The organism is Rothia sp. HMSC066H02, from assembly GCF_001814995.1.
In the GTDB taxonomy this organism is placed as follows: domain Bacteria; phylum Actinomycetota; class Actinomycetes; order Actinomycetales; family Micrococcaceae; genus Rothia; species Rothia mucilaginosa.
Map to the genome: position 1 here is coordinate 281336 of NZ_KV818683.1, position 18462 is coordinate 299797.

Annotated in this window: 17 protein-coding genes; 13 read left to right on the plus strand and 4 right to left on the minus strand. The window is 60.0% G+C overall.

Annotation, left to right across the window (positions count from 1 at the left end):
- Positions 1-9: 9 nt before the first annotated feature.
- Positions 10-1392: a hypothetical protein gene (locus tag HMPREF2999_RS05315; protein ID WP_005507889.1), complete on the minus strand. Its 1383-nt coding sequence runs from the start codon at positions 1390-1392 to the stop codon at positions 10-12.
- A 35-nt stretch (positions 1393-1427) separates the two neighbouring features.
- Here HMPREF2999_RS05315 and miaB point away from each other — a divergent pair, with 35 nt between their 5' ends.
- From miaB to dapF, 4 genes are all read left to right on the plus strand, one after another.
- Positions 1428-2942: a tRNA (N6-isopentenyl adenosine(37)-C2)-methylthiotransferase MiaB gene (gene miaB / locus HMPREF2999_RS05320; protein ID WP_005507888.1), complete on the plus strand. Its 1515-nt coding sequence runs from the start codon at positions 1428-1430 to the stop codon at positions 2940-2942.
- An 84-nt stretch (positions 2943-3026) separates the two neighbouring features.
- Entirely contained in the window at positions 3027-3941 is a 915-nt protein-coding gene (miaA, locus tag HMPREF2999_RS05325; RefSeq protein WP_070674062.1) for a tRNA (adenosine(37)-N6)-dimethylallyltransferase MiaA, read from the plus strand.
- 114 nt (positions 3942-4055) lie between these two features.
- Positions 4056-5162: an acyltransferase family protein gene (locus HMPREF2999_RS05330; protein ID WP_168165996.1), complete on the plus strand. Its 1107-nt coding sequence runs from the start codon at positions 4056-4058 to the stop codon at positions 5160-5162.
- A 161-nt stretch (positions 5163-5323) separates the two neighbouring features.
- Positions 5324-6259 carry a diaminopimelate epimerase gene (gene dapF / locus HMPREF2999_RS05335; RefSeq protein ID WP_049359377.1) on the plus strand — a complete coding sequence of 312 codons (936 nt, stop codon included), beginning with the start codon at positions 5324-5326 and terminating at the stop codon, positions 6257-6259.
- Positions 6260-6398: 139 nt separating this feature from the next.
- Here dapF and HMPREF2999_RS05340 read toward each other — a convergent pair whose 3' ends face one another.
- Positions 6399-7022 (minus strand): class I SAM-dependent methyltransferase, encoded by a 624-nt coding sequence (locus HMPREF2999_RS05340; protein ID WP_070674056.1) that lies wholly within the window; start codon positions 7020-7022, stop codon positions 6399-6401.
- A 143-nt stretch (positions 7023-7165) separates the two neighbouring features.
- Between HMPREF2999_RS05340 and hflX the strand changes: the two genes are divergently transcribed.
- Both hflX and HMPREF2999_RS05350 read left to right on the plus strand, forming a co-directional pair.
- On the plus strand, positions 7166-8878 hold the full coding sequence (gene hflX, locus HMPREF2999_RS05345; RefSeq protein ID WP_070674053.1) for a GTPase HflX: 1713 nt from the start codon (positions 7166-7168) through the stop codon (positions 8876-8878).
- 6 nt (positions 8879-8884) lie between these two features.
- Positions 8885-10957, plus strand: coding sequence for an ATP-dependent DNA helicase (locus tag HMPREF2999_RS05350; protein ID WP_070674050.1), 2073 nt, complete (start codon positions 8885-8887; stop codon positions 10955-10957).
- A 165-nt stretch (positions 10958-11122) separates the two neighbouring features.
- Here the strand turns inward: HMPREF2999_RS05350 and lexA are convergent, their stop codons facing one another.
- Positions 11123-11797 (minus strand): transcriptional repressor LexA, encoded by a 675-nt coding sequence (gene lexA / locus HMPREF2999_RS05355; RefSeq protein ID WP_070674047.1) that lies wholly within the window; start codon positions 11795-11797, stop codon positions 11123-11125.
- Between the two features lie 798 nt (positions 11798-12595).
- On the opposite strand from lexA, the gene HMPREF2999_RS09300 reads away from it, so the two are divergent.
- The 3 genes from HMPREF2999_RS09300 to HMPREF2999_RS05370 all read left to right on the plus strand — a co-directional run bounded on the left by HMPREF2999_RS09300 (position 12596) and on the right by HMPREF2999_RS05370 (position 14894).
- Positions 12596-13222, plus strand: coding sequence for a LysM peptidoglycan-binding domain-containing protein (locus HMPREF2999_RS09300; protein WP_083315052.1), 627 nt, complete (start codon positions 12596-12598; stop codon positions 13220-13222).
- A 119-nt stretch (positions 13223-13341) separates the two neighbouring features.
- Positions 13342-14112 (plus strand): type 1 glutamine amidotransferase family protein, encoded by a 771-nt coding sequence (locus HMPREF2999_RS05365; protein WP_083315051.1) that lies wholly within the window; start codon positions 13342-13344, stop codon positions 14110-14112.
- Entirely contained in the window at positions 14112-14894 is a 783-nt protein-coding gene (locus tag HMPREF2999_RS05370; protein WP_070674044.1) for a HisA/HisF-related TIM barrel protein, read from the plus strand. Before HMPREF2999_RS05365 ends, HMPREF2999_RS05370 begins: the two co-directional genes overlap by 1 nt.
- 134 nt (positions 14895-15028) lie before the next feature.
- Here the strand turns inward: HMPREF2999_RS05370 and HMPREF2999_RS05375 are convergent, their stop codons facing one another.
- A complete protein-coding gene (locus HMPREF2999_RS05375) occupies positions 15029-15451 on the minus strand; it encodes a DUF1844 domain-containing protein (RefSeq protein ID WP_005507125.1) in 423 nt (140 codons plus the stop codon).
- Positions 15452-15591: 140 nt separating this feature from the next.
- On the opposite strand from HMPREF2999_RS05375, the gene infC reads away from it, so the two are divergent.
- The 4 genes from infC (at position 15592) to HMPREF2999_RS05395 (ending at position 18452) form a co-directional block, all read left to right on the plus strand.
- Positions 15592-16446, plus strand: coding sequence for a translation initiation factor IF-3 (infC, locus tag HMPREF2999_RS05380; protein ID WP_371325959.1), 855 nt, complete (start codon positions 15592-15594; stop codon positions 16444-16446).
- Between the two features lie 197 nt (positions 16447-16643).
- The gene (gene rpmI, locus HMPREF2999_RS05385; RefSeq protein WP_004006287.1) at positions 16644-16838 is read left to right on the plus strand and encodes a 50S ribosomal protein L35; all 195 of its coding nucleotides are present in this window, start codon (positions 16644-16646) and stop codon (positions 16836-16838) included.
- A gap of 114 nt (positions 16839-16952) precedes the next feature.
- Positions 16953-17333: a 50S ribosomal protein L20 gene (gene rplT / locus HMPREF2999_RS05390; protein WP_005507127.1), complete on the plus strand. Its 381-nt coding sequence runs from the start codon at positions 16953-16955 to the stop codon at positions 17331-17333.
- A 117-nt stretch (positions 17334-17450) separates the two neighbouring features.
- Positions 17451-18452 carry a TrmH family RNA methyltransferase gene (locus HMPREF2999_RS05395; protein WP_070674041.1) on the plus strand — a complete coding sequence of 334 codons (1002 nt, stop codon included), beginning with the start codon at positions 17451-17453 and terminating at the stop codon, positions 18450-18452.
- The last annotated feature ends 10 nt before the right edge of the window (positions 18453-18462 follow it).

The following is an 18462-nucleotide window of genomic DNA, read 5'->3' on the forward strand; positions in this document are numbered from 1 at the left end:
CTCCGCTGCTTATTCAGCGGCTCCCAGACGGTCCGCGAACTCGGCGAGGGTTGCATCCTGAGAACCGGCAATCTCAAGGAGCAGGCGCATCAGCTGCGCACCTTCACGGCGAATACGAGGCAACAGATCGGAACGCGCCGAAGAAGAGTACAGCTCCAACAGGGCGCACACGGTCACCGCCGTGCACACCGCCAAATCCTCCGCCAGGTGCTCATCCAGCGGGGCGTCCTCAAAGAGGGCAGAGTACAGCGCCGGCAGCGCCTTCTTGCGGTCCACCCGGTAGCGCGGGTACTCCGGCGAGGAAGGGAAGCCCAGCATCGCCTCAACAAACGGGAAGCCGCGGTGATGCAGGCAGGTGCCCTCCGCATCGACCATGCGCACCTGCGCGCCGTCCGCCGAACCAATCAGCACGTTCTGCGGCGAAAAATCGCCCGAAGAGAGCATATATACCCTGCCGCGGTTGAGCTTGAACTGCTCGGGTACCGGCGGGCGCTTGGTAAAGAAAGGCTGCAGAACGCGGCGGAAACGGAAGGACAGCTCCTCAACGGCGGCGGGAAGAACAGGCGCGTCCTCATGCGCGGCAGAGCTGGAAGCCGGGCTGTCAGCATCGTGCTCGGGGGTGCGCGCCTCATCAGCCACACCGTACAGCTTCTTCAAACCGCGCTCAGCCAAACCCGGCGAGGCAATAGCGCCCGGGAACTGTGCCTTGCGGTCGGCACGCGCCAGGTTCAGGCGGTAATCCTCCACCGCCTCGCCCATAATGCCGCTGGCGGCAAGGGAACGGTACGCCTCAATGTAGTAGTTCAGCGCATCCAGCGCCTGCTGTTCGGTGCCTTCCAGTAGGGCGTGGGCGACCGAATACTGCTCGCCCTCAACGGTTCCGGCGCTCACATCTTCCAGCGCCAGCACGCGCAGCTCAGGATCCGCGCCGTAGAGCTGCGGGAACAGACCCGGAACCTGCCGGTTCAGCGCCTCCAAACCGTAGCGCTCACGCAGGTACCCGAAACCGCCCGCGTTCACCGTCGAATCCTTACGGCGGTAACGCTTCACAATAATCGAGGTCGGCAAAGACTGTGTAGACTCGAAAGACTGTGCAGACTCGGCGGCAGGCTCATACACGACACGCACCACAACGGAACGCATGCCGGTGCCCAGAATCTGCACGCGCTCAACCGCACGGGCAGCTACCTGCTCCAAAGAATGCGCCCAGCTGAGCAGCTGCATCAGGGTCTGACGCATCGAGGCAGAATCAGCGCTCGCCTGAGGCGGCACGGGAGAGTAGGCGGCAATCGCCTCCTCAATGAGGGTGCTCAGAAGCTCCCCGTCAGGGGCGGGAGAGGAAGAATTGTTCGGTGACAGAGCCGGAAAGTTACTACTAAGGGAAACCTGCATAGAGCCATTATCCCCCATCGGATACCCTATAGGGCATGACTTCGACCCTCAGCGATTCCGCCCAGACCCCCGAAACCAGCCCCCGCACCTACGAAGTGCGCACTTTCGGCTGCCAGATGAACGTGCACGACTCCGAACGAATGTCCGGCCTGCTGGAGGCTAACGGCTACGTTCGCGCTGAGGAAGGCACCCAGCCCGACCTGGTGGTTTTCAACACCTGCGCAGTCCGCGAAAACGCTTCCAACCGCCTCTACGGCAACCTCGGTCAGCTGGCACCGGTCAAGCGCGCCCACAAGGGCATGCAGATCGCCGTGGGCGGCTGCCTGGCGCAGAAAGACCAGGACGCCATCATTGAGAAGGCACCCTGGGTGGACGTAGTGTTCGGTACCCACAACATTGGTGCCCTCCCCACCCTGCTGGAGCGTGCCCGCCACAACCACGAGGCGCAGGCAGAACTGCTCGAATCCCTCGAAGTTTTCCCCTCCACCCTGCCCACTAAGCGCGACCACGTGTACTCCGGCTGGGTGTCCATCTCGGTTGGCTGTAACAACACCTGCACCTTCTGCATCGTGCCGTCTCTGCGCGGTAAGGAGAAGGACCGCCGCCCCGGCGACATTCTCGCTGAGGTTCAGGCGCTGGTCGATGACGGCGCTATTGAGGTGACTCTGCTCGGTCAGAACGTGAACTCCTACGGCGTGGAGTTCGGCGACCGTCAGGCATTCTCCAAGCTGCTGCGTGCCTGCGGTGAGATTGAGGGCCTGGAGCGTGTACGCTTCACCTCCCCGCACCCGGCAATGTTCACCGACGACGTGATCGACGCGATGGCCGAGACCCCGAACGTTATGCCCGTGCTGCACATGCCGCTGCAGTCCGGCTCTGACAAGGTGCTCAAGGACATGCGCCGCTCCTACCGTTCCAAGAAGTTCCTGAACATTCTGGACAAGGTGCGCGAGCGCATCCCGAATGCCGTGATTACCACCGACATCATTGTGGGCTTCCCCGGCGAGACTGAAGAGGACTTCCAGGACACCCTGAAGGTTGTGGAGCAGGCTCGTTTCTCCTCCGCGTTCACCTTCCAGTACTCGATCCGCCCCGGCACCCCCGCGGCAACCATGGAGAACCAGATCCCGAAGGAGGTCGTGCAGGAACGCTACGAACGTCTGATTGCCCTGCAGGACCGCATTGCGGGTGAAGAGAACCGCAAGCAGCTCGGTAAGACCGTTGAGCTGATGGTCGTTGCGGAGGCAGGTCGTAAGGCTGAGCAGACTCACCGCCTCTCCGGTCGTGGCCCGGACCAGCGCCTCGTGCACTTCTCCGTGCCCGAGGGCTGCGAGACTCCGCGCCCCGGCGACATGGTCACCGTACCGATTACCGAGGCTGGTTCCTTCCACCTGATTTCTGACCCGACCGCCGAGCAGTACCAGCTGCGCCGCACCCGCGCCGGTGACGCGTGGGACCGCTCCCAGGCTGACTCTTGCGGTACCGGCACCACCCAGGTGCCCGGTGCGCCGGTGGGTCTGGGCATGCCGACCATCGGTCTGCGCCCCTAAAACCTATATCGAATCATGCGCCCTGTTCTTCGGGCTCTTGCCGCCACCGCAAGTGGGGGTGGGGGAACCGGTAGAATGGGGCGCATGACTATCTCCGAAACTCTGCCCGTTATCGCTATTGTGGGCCCGACCGGCACCGGTAAGAGCGCGCTCGCCATTGAGCTGGCTCTGCGTCTGAACGGTGAGTGCATTAACGCTGATTCTATGCAGTTCTACCGGGGCATGGATATCGGCACCGCAAAAATCACGGCGGAGGAGATGCGCGGTGTTCCGCACCACCTGCTGGACATCATGGACGTGCGGGACGAGGCCTCCGTAGCGGAGTTTCAGGAGCGTAGCCGTGAGCTGATTGAGCAGATTCGTGGCCGTGGCCGGTACCCGATTCTGGTGGGTGGTTCCGGCCTGTATGTGCGTGCCGCCCTGGATAAGTTGGAGTTTCCCGGCACGGATGCGCGGGTGCGTGAGCGCCTGGAGGAGCAGGCGCGTACCGAGGGTATTGGTGTTCTGCACGCCCGCCTGGCGGAGGTCGACCCGGAGTCGGCTGCGCGCGTGAAGGATGAGCGTCGCATTATTCGTGCCCTGGAGGTGTTCGAGGTGACGGGCCGCCCGTTCTCGGCGTTCATGCCGGTGCGCGAGTACGTGACGGCGAGTATTCAGATTGGTCTGGATATGAATCGTGCCCTGCTACACGAGCGTCTGCACCGCCGTGTGGAGCTCATGCACGAGCGCGGCCTGCTGGACGAGGTGCGTGCCCTGAACGAGAAGGGACTGCAGGAGGGTAAGACTGCCTCCCGCGCGATTGGTTACGCGCAGTTTGCCCGCGCCCTTGAGGATGCGGACTACAGCGTGGAGCAGGCGATTGAGGATACGACCATTGCGACTCGCCAGTTTGCGCGCCGCCAGCTGACCTGGTTCCGCGCGGACCCGCGCGTGCACTGGCTGGATGCGCTCTCATCCACCCTTGCTGATGAGGCGTTGGCTACAATTTTGCAAAAATAAGCAAATGGACGTACTAAAGCTGGGAAATTGAGGTTACTCTAGGGACATATTGAACTCAACTATAGAGGAAATATGTCACTCACATCACATACAAAAAATTCTGCCACTCTGTCCGTGGCAGAATCCACTCCGCGTTCCCTTTACGACGCCATTCTGGGCGGAACGAATTCGCTGAACTTCATTCGCCTTTCATTGGCCTCGTTAGTTATCGTGGCCCACGCTGCCCCTCTTGTCGGTTTTAACGCTGGAATTCTCGGAATTCCTGTTCCTGAACATATCGGCACTTTGGGTGAATGGGCCGTGAATATGTTCTTTTGCATCTCAGGATTCCTGATTGCTCATAGCGCGCAACGGGGTACCATCTCCGGCTATGTTAAGCGTCGTGCCCTAAGAATTTTCCCCGGCTACTGGGTATCCATTCTATTTGTTGTCTTCCTGTGCGCACCCATCGCAGTAGCAACCGGACATACGGTAGAGCCCTATTCACTGAAAGGCGTAGGCGGATACATAGCGCACAATTTTGACCTTTTCAATTTGCAGTACCCTCTTTTTGGTGGTCCTGTTGGCATCCCTTTCACCCACGCATGGAATGGGTCAGCCTGGACCCTGGGTTTTGAATTCCTTGCTTACCTAGCGCTTATCCCGATTTTCTACATTGGGTTTATTCGTAAGAACGCAAAATGGTTGGTTCCTGTCATCTATGCTGGGCTATTTTTCGGGCACCAGATTTTTGAACTGATGGGGCGTGAACCTAATCGTTTTGTAGAGCATATTCTTCGTCTGCATCCTTACTTTTTCGCAGGTGTCATTCTCTACATGTGGGGTAAGCGTATTTGCTATAACGCTACTGTGGCTATCGTGGTCACGATTCTAGGATTTGCTCTGCAATGGTTTGTACCTGGTATTGCCCAGTATATGCACCTGCCTGTGGCTTACGGAATCCTGGCTCTCAGCGCTGCGATTAAGACTGACCTATGCCGACATAACGATATCTCTTACGGCGTTTATATCTACGCTTTCCCTGTGCAGATTCTACTGATAATTTTTGGTAGTGCGTCTCTGGGCTGGATTCTGAACGCCATCCTTACCTTCGCAATTACTATTGGTCTGGCGTGGCTGTCTTGGCTGTATGTTGAGAAGCCGGCACTGGCTTTGAAGGACCGCCAGCTTCTGCGCATTCGCCGTAATCGTCCCGCAGACGCCGTAGCGGCATCTTCATAAACCGGTAAAGTATCCCGCCTATTTCTGCGGCTTTCGGTGAACATGATGAACTCATCAAGTAAACCGGGAGCCGCAGAAGCGTTTCTGAGGAAGAATGCCTGAATCACCATCTGGCGCGGTAAAATCATAAACGGACAGGTCACCAACCTTAAGGACAGCATATGAGCGAGAACCCTTCCATCTGGGGCGAGCTGGCAGGCCTGACCCTCACCAAGGGTCACGGCACCGGTAACGACTTCATCTTTCTGACGGACGAGAACGCAGAAATTGCCCTCACCCCCGAGCTGGTAGCCCGTGCCTGCGACCGACACTTCGGCATTGGCGCGGACGGCTTCATTCGCGCTGCCCGCAGCACCGCCTCCCGCGCGGGTCAGAAGCTGCTCGAGGAGCACCCGGACGCTGTCTGGTTCATGGACTACCGCAACGGTGACGGCTCTATCGCTGAAATGTGCGGCAACGGTGTGCGCGCGTTCGTGGAGTACCTGCGCACTGAGGGCCTGATTGAGCTTGAGGTGGGCGAGACCGTCAAGATTGGTACCCGTGCCGGTGTGAAGACTGTGGCGCGCACCGAAGAGGGTTACGCGATTGATATGGGTCCGTGGAGCTTCATTCACGGTGAGGCTGCCCGCGAGGGTGGCGAGGACTGCCTGGTGTCTGCTCGCGGCCTGAAGACTCCGCGTGCTGGCCTGTCCATTTCGATGGGTAACCCGCACACCGTGGTGATGCTCGGCTCCGACGGTAAGCTGGACGGCCTGGACCTGCACAGCCTGCCTCAGGTGAACCCCGCCCCGGTCAACGGCACGAACGTTGAGTTTGTGGTGCCGGTCGACCTGGACGTTGAGAGCGGCGCGCATGTGGGCGCTATCCGTATGCGCGTGCACGAACGCGGCGTGGGCGAGACTCTGTCGTGCGGTACCGGTGCGTGTGCGGCGGCTGCGGCGACCCGTTTCTGGGGCGGCGAGGAAGCACCGGATGAGTGGCTGGTGCATGTGCCCGGCGGTACCCTCGCGGTGACTTTCGTGCTGGGCCCGGACGACCTGGAGCATGTTGTTCTGGCTGGTCCGGCGCAGATGGTTGCAACCGTCGTGCTGCGATAGTCGGCTGCAATAGCGGGCAGCCCTAGACCAGAGATTTTATAGAGAAAAGCGGCGGATGTTTTCTGATAACACATTCAGAAAACACCCGCCGCTTTTATATTTTAAGCAATTAGCGCCAGAGGATTTAGCGCCAGAGGTTTTAGTCCTCGTAGCGGTGTACCTGCAGAATACGGAAGCCCTTCGAGGTCGCATAGCGCGACACCTCAAACTCGCCGGGGTGCAGCTGTCCAAGCTGCGCGTCCATCCACTTCTGCAAAGAATCGGAGCCCAGGTTCTTCTGGACCACCAGGTAGGCGTCACCGCCGGGCGCCAGGCGAGGCAGCCAAGTCAGCAGAATCTCGTGCAGAACCTCCTTGCCCACGCGAATCGGCGGGTTCGACCAGATGGTGTCAAAACGCAGTCCGGGGTCAACCGATTCGGGGGTTCCCACGGTGACGTTGGACAGGCCGAGAGCGGCGGCGTTGCGTTCGGTCAGGCTAATGGAGCGGGAGTTCACATCCACCGCGTGCACCTGCGCGTCCGGTGCGAGCATCGCCAGCGTCAGGGTAATGGGGCCCCAACCGCAGCCGATGTCGAGCATGCGTTCGCCCTGCGGGTCGGGTGCTTCCTGCAGCAAAATAGCGGTGCCCTTATCAATACCGGAGGGGCTGAAAATGCCGTTAGCTGTGGTGACGGTGACCTTGCGGCCGGCAAGCTCCACCTGCACGGGGCGGGGCTTGAATTCGGTCTCGGGGGTTTCAGAGAAATAATGCTGCTCGCTCATGCTATCCAGTGTACCGGTAGGGCAAGAACCCGCCGCACACGGGCAGAGAATGTACGGGGCGGGTCGGTAGCTTGCACGCCCTGAGCGCACAGGCGACCGAACCCCCTACCCGATGCGGGCAACGGCGGTAGAATTATAGTCGTATGAATTCTAAGAACACCCCCGTATCTGATACCGAAAAGCTGCCCAGTGATGAGCAGCTGCGCCGCACCGTAGACCGCGTTCTGGGCCGCTCCCAGGCCGCCGCCTCCGTCACTACTTATGACGCTGCCGGTACCGCGCATCACAGCGATAATTCTTCCAGCACCCACGGCAACAATAGCCGCCGTGTGCTGGATACTCGTGCGCGTGAAATTTCTGACGTTCAGCGCGAGCACTCCGAATATGACGGTGACCAGGAAGATCTCGCTGAGCGCCGCGCACTGCGCCGTATCGCGAACCTCTCCACCGAACTTGAAGACGTCACCGAGGTCGAGTACCGCCAGCTGCGCCTGGAACGCGTGGTGCTGGCTGGTCTGTGGACTGAAGGCACCGTAGAGGACGCAGAGAACTCCCTGCGCGAGCTCGCGGCACTGGCTGAAACCGCAGGTTCCGAGGTTCTGGACGGCCTGGTTCAGCGCCGCCTCAAGCCGGACCCCGGCACCTTCCTTGGCTCCGGTAAGGCACTGGAGCTCAAGGACATTGTCGAGGCGACCGGTGCCGATACCGTCATCGTCGACTCGGAACTGGCTCCCTCGCAGCGTCGTGCCCTCGAAGACATTGTGAAGGTCAAGGTCATTGACCGCACCGCCCTGATTCTCGACATTTTCGCTCAGCACGCTAAGTCCCGCGAGGGTAAGGCGCAGGTTGAGCTGGCTCAGCTGGAGTACATGCTGCCGCGTCTGCGTGGTTGGGGTGCGTCCCTGTCCCGTCAGGCGGGTGGCCGTGCCGCAGCCGGTGAGGGTATCGGTTCGCGTGGTCCCGGTGAAACCAAGATTGAGATGGACCGCCGCCGCCTGCGCGCTCGCATGGCGAAGCTTAAGCGTGAGATTGCTGCGATGGCGCCGGCGCGTGAGACGAAGCGTCTGAACCGTCGCCGTAACCGCGTGCCTTCGGTGGCTATTGCCGGGTACACGAACGCGGGTAAGTCCTCCCTGCTGAACCGTCTGACCGATGCCGGCGTGCTCGTAGAGAACGCCCTGTTTGCGACCCTGGACCCGACCGTCCGTAAGGCTCAGACCCCGGACGGTATCGGCTACACCCTCTCTGACACGGTGGGGTTCGTACGTTCGCTGCCGACCCAGCTGGTGGAGGCATTCCGCTCCACCCTGGAAGAGGTTGCTGATGCTGACGTCATCCTGCACGTGGTGGATGCTTCGCACCCGGACCCGGAGGGGCAGATTCGTGCTGTCCGCGAGGTCATCGCGGAGGTTGACGCCCGCCATATCCCCGAGATCATTGTGCTGAATAAGGCGGATGCCGCCGACCCGTTCGTACTGGAGCGTATGCGCCAGCGCGAGCCGGAGCACGTGATTGTTTCGGCGCGTACCGGTGAGGGCATCGAGGAGCTGAAGCAGAAGATTGCGGACACTATTCCGCGCCCCTCCATTGAGGTGAAGCTGCTGATTCCGTACTCGCACGGTGAGATTATTTCGCGCCTGCACGAGTGGGATGCCGAAATTAAGAGCACCGATTTCGTATCGGACGGCACCTTCGTGGTGGCTCTGGTCCGTGAGGATGTCGCCTCCGAACTGTCCGAGTATGTGCTGGAGGGCGACCTGCTGGAGGTTCTGGAAGAGGAACTTGCGGAGGCGCACGCCCTGGCTGAAGCGACCGCTTCTGAATCCGAACAGTCCTCTACCTCCGAGGCTCTCTAGGGGCGGATGAGCGTGACCGAGAGCATCAACGCGCCCAAAAACGTCCCGGGAACTGTGCCCGGATCGGCGACCGACGGCACCCGATTCACCGGGCAGGAGCTTGAGACCCTGCCTGGTGCGAAGGATGCCCTGACCCTGCTGGATGAGGCGGTTGCCGCCACTGGCGGTCAGAATCGTGCCGGTCAGCGCACCATGGTGGCGCATGTGGCGCAGGCTCTTGAACTGCAGCGTCACCTGCTGGTCCAGGCGGGTACCGGTACCGGTAAGTCCCTGGGCTACCTGGTGCCTGCCCTGGCGCGGGTGGGGGAGTCGGACCAGCCGATTGTGGTTGCGACGGCGACTCTTGCCCTGCAGGCGCAGATCGTGAACCGCGATATTCCGCGTCTTCTACAAGCGCTGGAGCCACGCCCGGAGTCGCAGGCGCAGGTGGCTCTGCTCAAGGGCCGTAATAACTACCTCTGCCTGCACAAGCTGGAGGGCGGCTACCCAGAAGACGAGCCAGATGCTCTCTTTGACATGCCTTCTTCGACCTCCCGCGTGGGTGAGGAAGTGGTGCGCCTGCGCGAGTGGGCTGACCGCACTGAGACCGGCGACCGTGACGAGTTGAAGCCCGGCGTCTCTGACCGTGCCTGGGCTCAGGTGTCGGTCAGTGCCGCCGAGTGTCTGGGCCGCCGCTGCCCGCTGGTGGAAGAGTGCTTTAGCGAGATGGCGCGTAGCCGTGCCGCTGAGGCTGATATCGTCATCACGAACCACGCCCTGCTGGCGATTAACGCTTTCGAGGGCATGAAGGTTCTGCCCGAACATGAGACGGTCATTATTGATGAGGCTCATGAGCTGGTGGACCGCGTGACAGGTGCCGTGTCTGGTTCTTTGACGGTTGCGATGGTTCGCCGTGCGGCGCGTAGCGTGAAGAAGCATTCGAAGGCTGATTCCGGCGCACTGGAAATGGCTGCCGGCACCCTGGAGACCGCGTTTGAGGGTCTTGCCGAGGGCCTGCTGAAGGGCCTGGACGGTCGCCTTTTGACCGCTATTTCTGCGGTCAATGATGCCGCCCGCACCGCCCTGTCCGATACGAAACCGGACGGTCAGGATGTTGACGCCGGCCTGCAGATGGCGCGCTCGCGTGTCTCTGAAGTGCACGATATGAGTAGCCGCATTCTGGAGGCTTCGGGCGAGCAGGACGTGCTGTGGATTTCTCGTCAGGGTGGTTGGGAGAACGGCCGCTATGTGGCTGCTTCCGATACCGACCCGGCGACCCTGAACATCGCCCCGTTGAGCGTTGGCCTACAGCTACGTGACGGCCTGTTCGCTGACCGCACCGTGATTCTGACGAGTGCGACCCTGACGGTGGGTGACTCTTTTGACGTTGCCGCCGGTGCCCTGGGACTGCAGGGCGAGGGCGCGCCTCGCTGGACGAGCATCGACGTAGGTTCGCCTTTCGACTACCGCAAGCAGGGCATCATGTACGTTGCCGGAGATTTGAAACCTCCGGGATTCGGTGTGCATGAGGGTCAGCTGGAGCGTCTGCGTGAGCTGTGCGAGGCCTCGGAAGGAGGCGCCCTGGGCCTGTTCTCCTCGAAGCGTGCCGCCGAGCGTGCCGCCGAATACATGCGTGAGCACAGCGACCTGAACATTCTTCTGCAGGGCGAGTCTTCGCTCAAGGCTCTGGTGGAGGAGTTCAGCGAGGACGTCGATTCGTGCCTGTTCGGCACGATGAGCCTGTGGCAGGGCGTGGACGTTCCCGGTGACTCTTGCCGCCTGGTGGTGATGGACCGCATCCCGTTCCCGCGCCCGGATGACCCGATTGCGCAGGCTCGTACGGAGGCGGTGAACCGTCACCGCGGTAACGGCTTTATGGCGGTTTCTGCTCACCACGCGGCGATTCGTATGGCGCAGGGCGCCGGTCGCCTAATCCGTTCGGTGTCTGACCGCGGCGTGGTGGCTGTGCTGGATTCTCGTGTAGCAACCAAGCGTTACGGCGGTTTCTTGATGAAGGCTATGCCGCCGATGTGGTCGACCCAGAATAAGGCAGCCGTAATTGGCGCGCTGGCTCGTCTTTCGGCGAGTATTGAGCGTTAGCTCGGGCAGGCTCCATTCCTGGCGGCGCCGGCCCTCCGCTTTGGAGATATCCGCTTTGGAAATATATAAATCACCCCGATGATACGTGAACGTTCACGTATCACCGGGGTGATTTCTATATAGAGCTAAAAGCCTCGCGGTTATGTCTTTTAGAAGCTGTGCTGTCTAGAGACTGCGCAGCACGGAGACGACCTTACCCATGACGGTTGCGCGGTCGCCCATAATCGGCTCGTAGTTGGAGTTGCGCGGCATGAGCCAGGTGTGGCCGTCGACCTGACGGAACACCTTCACGGTTGCTTCATCATCGAGCAGCGCAGCTACGATATCGCCGTTGTCTGCGGTGTGCTGCTCGCGGACAACCACCCAGTCGCCATCGCAGATTGCGGCGTCAATCATGGAATCGCCCTTGACCTTGAGCATGAACAGCTTGCCGCTACCGACCAACTGGCGGGGCAGGGCGAGCACATCCTCCACGGACTGCTCGGCGGTAATGGGGCCGCCCGCTGCAATTCGTCCAACCAGGGGAACGGGGACGAGGTCTTCATCGCCGACTTCGAAGTTCGGCAACTCGGGCAGGGACGAGGAGGAGCTACCGTGGATACCGACGCCGTTCTCATCCAGCACCTCAATGGCGCGGGGGAGCTTGGGATCGCGGCGAATATAGCCCATAGTCTCGAGGCGACCGAGCTGATGGGTGACCGAGGACAGGGACGCAAGACCCACCATGTCACCAATCTGGCGCATGGACGGCGGGTAACCCTTCTGCTCAATCTCGGTGCGGATCGCGTCAAGAATCTTCTGCTGGCGCGCGGTCAGCGCCGGACGGGGTGCTGTTGCCATTTCTTTTCCTTCGGTCTGTACTCCGGCCTTTGTATTCCGGTCGGGGCACGGATGGGTGCTTCACACGTTTTCTGGTGGAGGTCTAAAATTTTTTGGGTTCTGCCGAAATGGGTCTTATCTCGTCAGGGGGTGGAGGAATTCTATCCGTGCCGGAGCGATATGCAGGCAACGAGTATGCGCCTCCGCCCTATAAAACTCAGTCAGCAGCACCTGCATTCGATACAGAACCAAGCTGTAGCGGGTACAGAAACCTGCTGTGAGTAGGACTCATCAGGAGCGTGTGGAACGTCTCTTGACACCAGTGTAGAACACTACACCGAAAAACTCAAACAAATATTCTAGATTTTTTCTTCGAAACTCGAAGAAATTTTTAGTACATCTCTGCTAGACTTTAGAACAAGAGTTCGTATATACTCTTGAATCTCTCCTGAAATTCAGGATTTACGGGTGGATGTTCGAAGAATATTCGAAGATTCGACCCGGAGTCTTCCAGGAGAGGAGAGTGAATGAGTGTTCGAATGTATTCGAATCCTCTGCCTCTCTCTTCGCATGATCTACCCCGGATGCTCTAGCGAGCATCTGGCGAAGAGAGAGCGCAGGGGATGGGGTGCTGGGGCGACCCAGCGCAGCCCGGTGCACCCGACGCTCTGACCTAACTAGAGAATAGCTACCCAATAGTTATCGCCTAACAATCACCACTCCATAGTTATCACTCAACTAGGACCTCCGAGCGGGTATCGCTCGGCATTGCTAGACCCGCGGGGCAACCCCGGGGCGAGCTGAGAGAAAGGAACCACAATGACTACTGCAGCACCTATTGCTTCTCATGGCACTTCTGCACACCTTCCGGCAGGTTTGGTGGTACTTCACCCCGCCCGCACCGCGTCCGTCCGCACCGTGTCTGCCCGCACCGTGCAGGGGCGTTCTCGTGCGGCTCATGCACCCCGTCCCGCGCAGGTGGCTCAGCCCGCCCACGCTCCCGCTACTTCTGCCCAGGCACCTGCGCAGGTTCGCCCTGTAGTTTCTGAGGTACAGGCTGCTTCTGATGTGCAGGCACCTAGTGCGAAGAGCGTTCTTCTTGCTAAGGGGGGCGAGCTTCTGCGCTCGGTTCCCGGTTCTATTCGTCGTCTTGGTACTCCGCGCGGTTTCTTGAAGGGCCTGCCTCTGCTGACTTTGGCGGCGCTGATTGTGCTCGGTGCTATTAGCTTCTTTGGCCCGGCGGCTTCTGCTTCCGTGGAGAACGCCTCGGTGGCTCGAACCGTCGTTGTGGTCAAGCACGGCGAGACCCTGTGGGATATTGCTCAGGCGGTGGATCCGCACGGTGACACCCGTGATACTGTGGTTCGTATTATGGAGTTGAACTCGTTGACCAGCACCTCTGTTGATGCCGGTCAGCGTCTGGAAATTCCTCAGCCTCAGCGCTAAGCATGGGCCCGTGTGTGGTTGGCTTCTGCATGAAGTTGATGTCTTGACTCCGAATCCTCTATCTATCAAGCTAGAGCGCTTGAGCCGAATTCTTGAGCCTATGAAATAGGAGCGCACCGATGCCTGTTCCCGTTGAACCCACACCCGTCGAAACTGAATCTGTACAGGAAACTGAATCTGTACAGAGCGCTCAGACCGCCCGTCCTGTGGTTGCCGTTTTGGGGGAACCCGGAACTCGTGGCGCCCTGGTGAAGCTTCTTCAGGATGCGGGGGCGGACGTTATCGTCACTACCGTGCCCGATCAGCTGCGTGAGGCTGACGGCATGGTGGTTACTGGCGGTGCGAGCTCTCTTGAGGCGTATGAAGATCTGAAAGCTAAGGACGCTGAGCGCGTGATTGGTCGCCGTGTTGCTGGTGGTCGTCCGGTGCTGGTTGCCGGTGCGGCGCTGAGCTGCCTCTTCGATTCGGTTACGGTGGAGCATCCGCAGATGGGGCAGGTTCAGGTGCAGTGCATGGGGGAGTGGCCCGGTGAGAGCGTGGAACTTTCTACCCGCGACCTGGTGCCCGGTGTTTCTGCCCTGCGTTCTTCCTCCGATAGTGCGCTGCTCAAGGATCTTGAGGGCGAGGCTCACTTCAAATCTGAGCACGGCGTTTTTGAGTGGGCTTTTGATCAGAGCATTGAATATATTGCCCCTCCGGCAGTGACTTGGACTGTCACCGAGCCCGCCTATATCGCGGCGGTTGAGAACGGTCCGCTGACGGCGGTGCAGTTCTGCCCTGTGGGCTCTGGTGAACTGGGCGCAGAGTTTATGCGCCGCTGGGTTGCGTCCCTGGCGGTGACCGGTCGCCTGTCTTCTGACGACTCCTCTACTGCTGCGGGAGGTAACTAATGTCTGCACCCGTTCTTGAACTTCTGCCCGCTGTTGATATTTCTGAAGGCTACGCGGTGCGCCCGGTGGGTGGCACCCTGTCCGGTGGTGAGCAGCGCCTCGACCCTGTTGAGGCGGCTCTGACCTGGGTGAAGGCTGGTGCTCGCTGGATTCACCTGGTTGACCTTGATTTGGCATTTGGTCGCGGCACGAATACTGAGGTTCTGTCCGAGGTAGTTGCCGCCGTCCGTGCCGAGAATGCCCGCGACTCCGCTCCGGTTCGTATTCAGGTCAGCGGCGGTGTGCGTAATGCTGAGAGTCTGGAGCGCGCCCTGAGCCTGAACCCGGATCGTGTGAACGTGACCAGTGCGGCTCTGGCGGATTCTTCCTGGCTTGAAAGCACCCTGGCTCGTTACGCAGATTCTGATCTTCTGGCCCTGGGGCTCGACGCTCGCTACAACCCTGAGCGGGGCTGGGTGACGGTGGCTCGCGGTACCGACTGGTCGGGTCCTGACCTGGCGGAGGCGCTGGCGTGGCTGGAAGGCGCGGGTGTGCGCCGCTATATCGTCACGGATGTGAGCAAGGATGGTTCTCTGGCGGGTCCCGGTGCGGAGCTGCTGGATGAGGTACTGGCTCAAACTGCTTGTCGGGTGGTGGCGTCCGGTGGTGTGGCGTCGCTGGCTGATCTTGAGAAGCTGCGTTCTATGGTGCCTCATGGTTTGGAGGGCGTGGTGCTGGGTAAGGCGCTGTATGTGGGCAACTTTAGTTTTGAGCAGGCTCTTGAGGCCGCTGGCTCCCGCTAAAGCTACCGGTTCGCACTAGTCCGCTTATCTAGCCCGCGTCGATTTTTTATCCTCATAGGCTTTATATGTGACGAAGCCCCGTCTTCCTCAGTACGAGGGAGGCGGGGCTTCGCTGTGAATAGACCGGGTACGGTTTAGTAGACTGGGCCGGTGAGCTTTTCGCCGGGGCCCTTGCCGGGCTCGTCCGGGAAGGGGGATGCTTCGCGGAAGGCGAGCTGCAGGGTGCGCAGGCCGTCGCGCAGGGGTGCTGCGTGCTGGGAGCCGATTTCGGGTGCTGCGGCGGTGACGAGGCCTGCCAGTGCGGTGATGAGCTTGCGTGCTTCGTCGAGGTCCTTGAGGTCGTCGGCGTTTTCGTCTGCTGCCAGGCCGCACTTGACGGCTGCGGCGCTCATCATGTGGATGGCTGCGGAGCTGATGATTTCGATGGCGGGTACGTCTGCAATGTCGCGCAGCTGTTCGTTGACGGCTTCGACCTGCTCTTCGGTGAGTTCGGTGTGACCGTGTACGGGGGTTTCTTCTTCCGCGGTGAAGCGGAAGTTCGTGTTTTCAGTGCTCATAGTCTTAGAATCTCATATTTCGTTTGTTTCGGTAAATGCGTCCTTAAGAGTGGGTGCTTCTGTGGACTTTCTGGGGGAGTCCCCGCAATTTTTATGGTGTTTTGCGTCTATTTCCTTGCGTCTGTCGGGGATTCTGCGGTATGGTTGTAGGCAGTTTGCAAGTGGAGCATGCCTCCCACCCGGTTGACCGCCGCAGGCGTTTGTTTGCGAGTTTTGAGGTGAACGGGTTTGTCCGCCGCTTTCGGCGTACGCTGGTTTGTGCCTCCGCTTGTGTAACTGCGGGGGCTTTTTTAGTTCCCGCAACGGATAGTATTCACGGGGAAACCCACAGAGCACAGGAGCTAGTCATTAGCGAACCACGCATTAACGATCGTATCCGCGTTCCCGAGGTCCGTCTTGTCGGTCCCGGTGGCGAGCAGGTAGGCGTTGTCCCTCTGAAGGACGCTCTGCGTCTGGCTGAGGACGCCGAACTCGACCTGGTCGAGGTTGCCCCGAACGCGAAGCCGCCCGTGTGCAAGCTCATGGATTACGGTAAGTACAAGTACGAAGCCGCAATCAAGGCTCGTGAATCCCGCAAGAAGCAGGCTAATGCCGTTCTGAAGGAGATCCGTTTCCGCCTGAAGATTGATACCCACGACTACGAAACCAAGGTTGGACACGCTCGTCGTTTCCTTTCCGGTGGTGACAAGGTCAAGGCAATGATTCAGTTCCGTGGTCGTGAGCAGCAGCGCCCCGAGATGGGTGTGCGTCTGCTGGAGCGTCTGGCGGCTGAACTGGCTGAGGTGAGCACCGTTGAGTCTCGCCCCCGTCAGGATGGCCGCAACATGGTGATGGTTCTGGCTCCGCTTCGCGGTAAGGCAGAGGCTCGCCGTGAGCAGGGCGCCGGCGGTCGCAAGGGTCGCGAGCGTATTGACACGACCAAGGCGAAGCCCGTAACTAATTCTCTGGCAGACGCTATGCCTGCCGAGTTGAAGGCACAGGCTTCCGCCGAGTAGGGAACCGGGTCGTCACTTTAGGATGGGCACGCGCCTCCACCGTTGGGTGGGTGTTGCGGGTTCACCCGGTGCCGGTTCCGAGGCACCTCGTTGGGGGTGCCTCACCTTTGGTCCTTGGGGCTGATGCGTGTATCGCTCAACCCCACTAAGCTCCCCCGCCGTTGTGGCGGGGGATGAATGTAAGGAGAACGGCAGCTATGCCGAAGCAGAAGACCCACTCTGGTGCTAAGAAGCGCTTCAAGCTCACCGGTAGCGGCAAGGTTAAGCGCCAGCAGGCGAACCGTCGCCACTACCTGGAGCACAAGTCCTCTCGTCTGACCCGTCGTCTGGCTTCTGACCAGATCGTTACCGGCGGCCAGGCAAAGGTTGTCAAGAAGATGCTGGGTAAGTAAGCAACGCTTACTCTCTGCACCTGGCGCACCGATAGTGGTGCGCACTGATTAAAGACTCGCTCCTGTTCAGCGTGATATGTGAGCTGTTCAGGACATAAGACGAAGGAGACACACGTGGCACGTGTGAAGCGCGCGGTTAACGCGCACAAGAAGCGCCGTACTATTCTCGATCGTGCATCCGGCTACCGCGGTCAGCGTTCTCGCCTGTACCGTAAGGCTAAGGAGCAGGTCACTCACTCGCTGGTTTACAGCTACGACCACCGTCGTAAGAAGAAGGGTGACTTCCGTCGCCTGTGGATTCAGCGTATTAACGCTGCTTCCCGCGCACAGGGCCTGACCTACAACCGCTTCATCCAGGGCCTGAAGGCTGCTGGTGTTGAGGTTGACCGCCGTATGCTGGCTGAGCTGGCTGTTAACGAGCCCGCTGCCTTCAACGCACTGGTTGAGATTGCTAAGAACAACCTGCCCGAGGACACCTCGGCTCCCAAGGCTTAATTAGCCTAGGTTGTGTTCTTACCTCGAAAATCTAGGTTCGGGGTAGGAGGCTTAAGCGTCGTGAGCGGCCGTCTGCACTTTTGAGTGTGGGCGGCCGCTTTCTGCGTATCTGGGGTTGTGCTTGTGGCTGTTCTGCGTTTTGGGGTGTGCCTTTGCCTGTACCCTTTAAGAGTGAACTTTTTTGAACGTATTAGTACCCCCGTTGTGATGTCCAATCCGCAGGCAGATCGTGTCCGCGATATTGCGAAGCTGCGTACCCGCGCTGCCCGCACGAAGAAGGGCCAGTTCCTGGTGGAAGGCCCGCAGGCTGTGCGTGAGGCGTTGAAGGCGCATCTGAAGAAGCCGATTCTGGATGCTGTCTACGTTACGGAGGCGGCTTTTGACCGTCATGAGGATATTGCTGAGCTGCTGGAGCAGGTGTACGGCACTCCCACCCCGGAGGAGGGCCGCCGCGTCTTTATGCGTGTGGTGACCGATGAGGTGCTGGAGGCGATGGCTGATTCGGTGAGCCCGCAGGGTATTATTGCGGTTTCCTTTATGGTGGATGCGTCGTTCTCGCTGCTGTGGGGTGAGGGCGCGTTGAACCCGAAGCTGATTGCTGTGCTGTCTCGTGTGCAGGATCCGGGTAATGCGGGCACCATTCTTCGTGTGGCCGATGCGGCCGGTGCTGACCTGGTGATTACGACTAAGGGTTCGGTGGATTTGTATAACCCGAAGACGGTGCGTTCTACCGCGGGTTCGCTGTTCCATGTGCCGATTATTCAGGGCGTGCAGCTGGAGGATTTCGCGGAGGATGTGAAGTCTCAGGGTACTGCTGTGCTGGCTGCTGACGGTTATGGTGCGGTGAATCTGCAGGGGCTGAGTGAGTACACGGCGGCTCGTCGTGCCGGTGTGGAGGCGAGTGCCCCGTCCGGTGTGAAGGGTAATTTTGATCTTTCTAAGCCGACCATGTGGCTTTTCGGGAATGAAGCGCAGGGCTTGAACGCTGAAGAGAAGGCGGCCGCCACTATGCGCGTGGCTGTTCCTGTCTATGGTTCGGCTGAGTCTTTGAATGTGGGTACGGCTGCTGCTGTGTGCCTGTATGCTTCGGCGATGGCTCAGCGCGGCGTTTCTCGCTAGATTTTTCTAG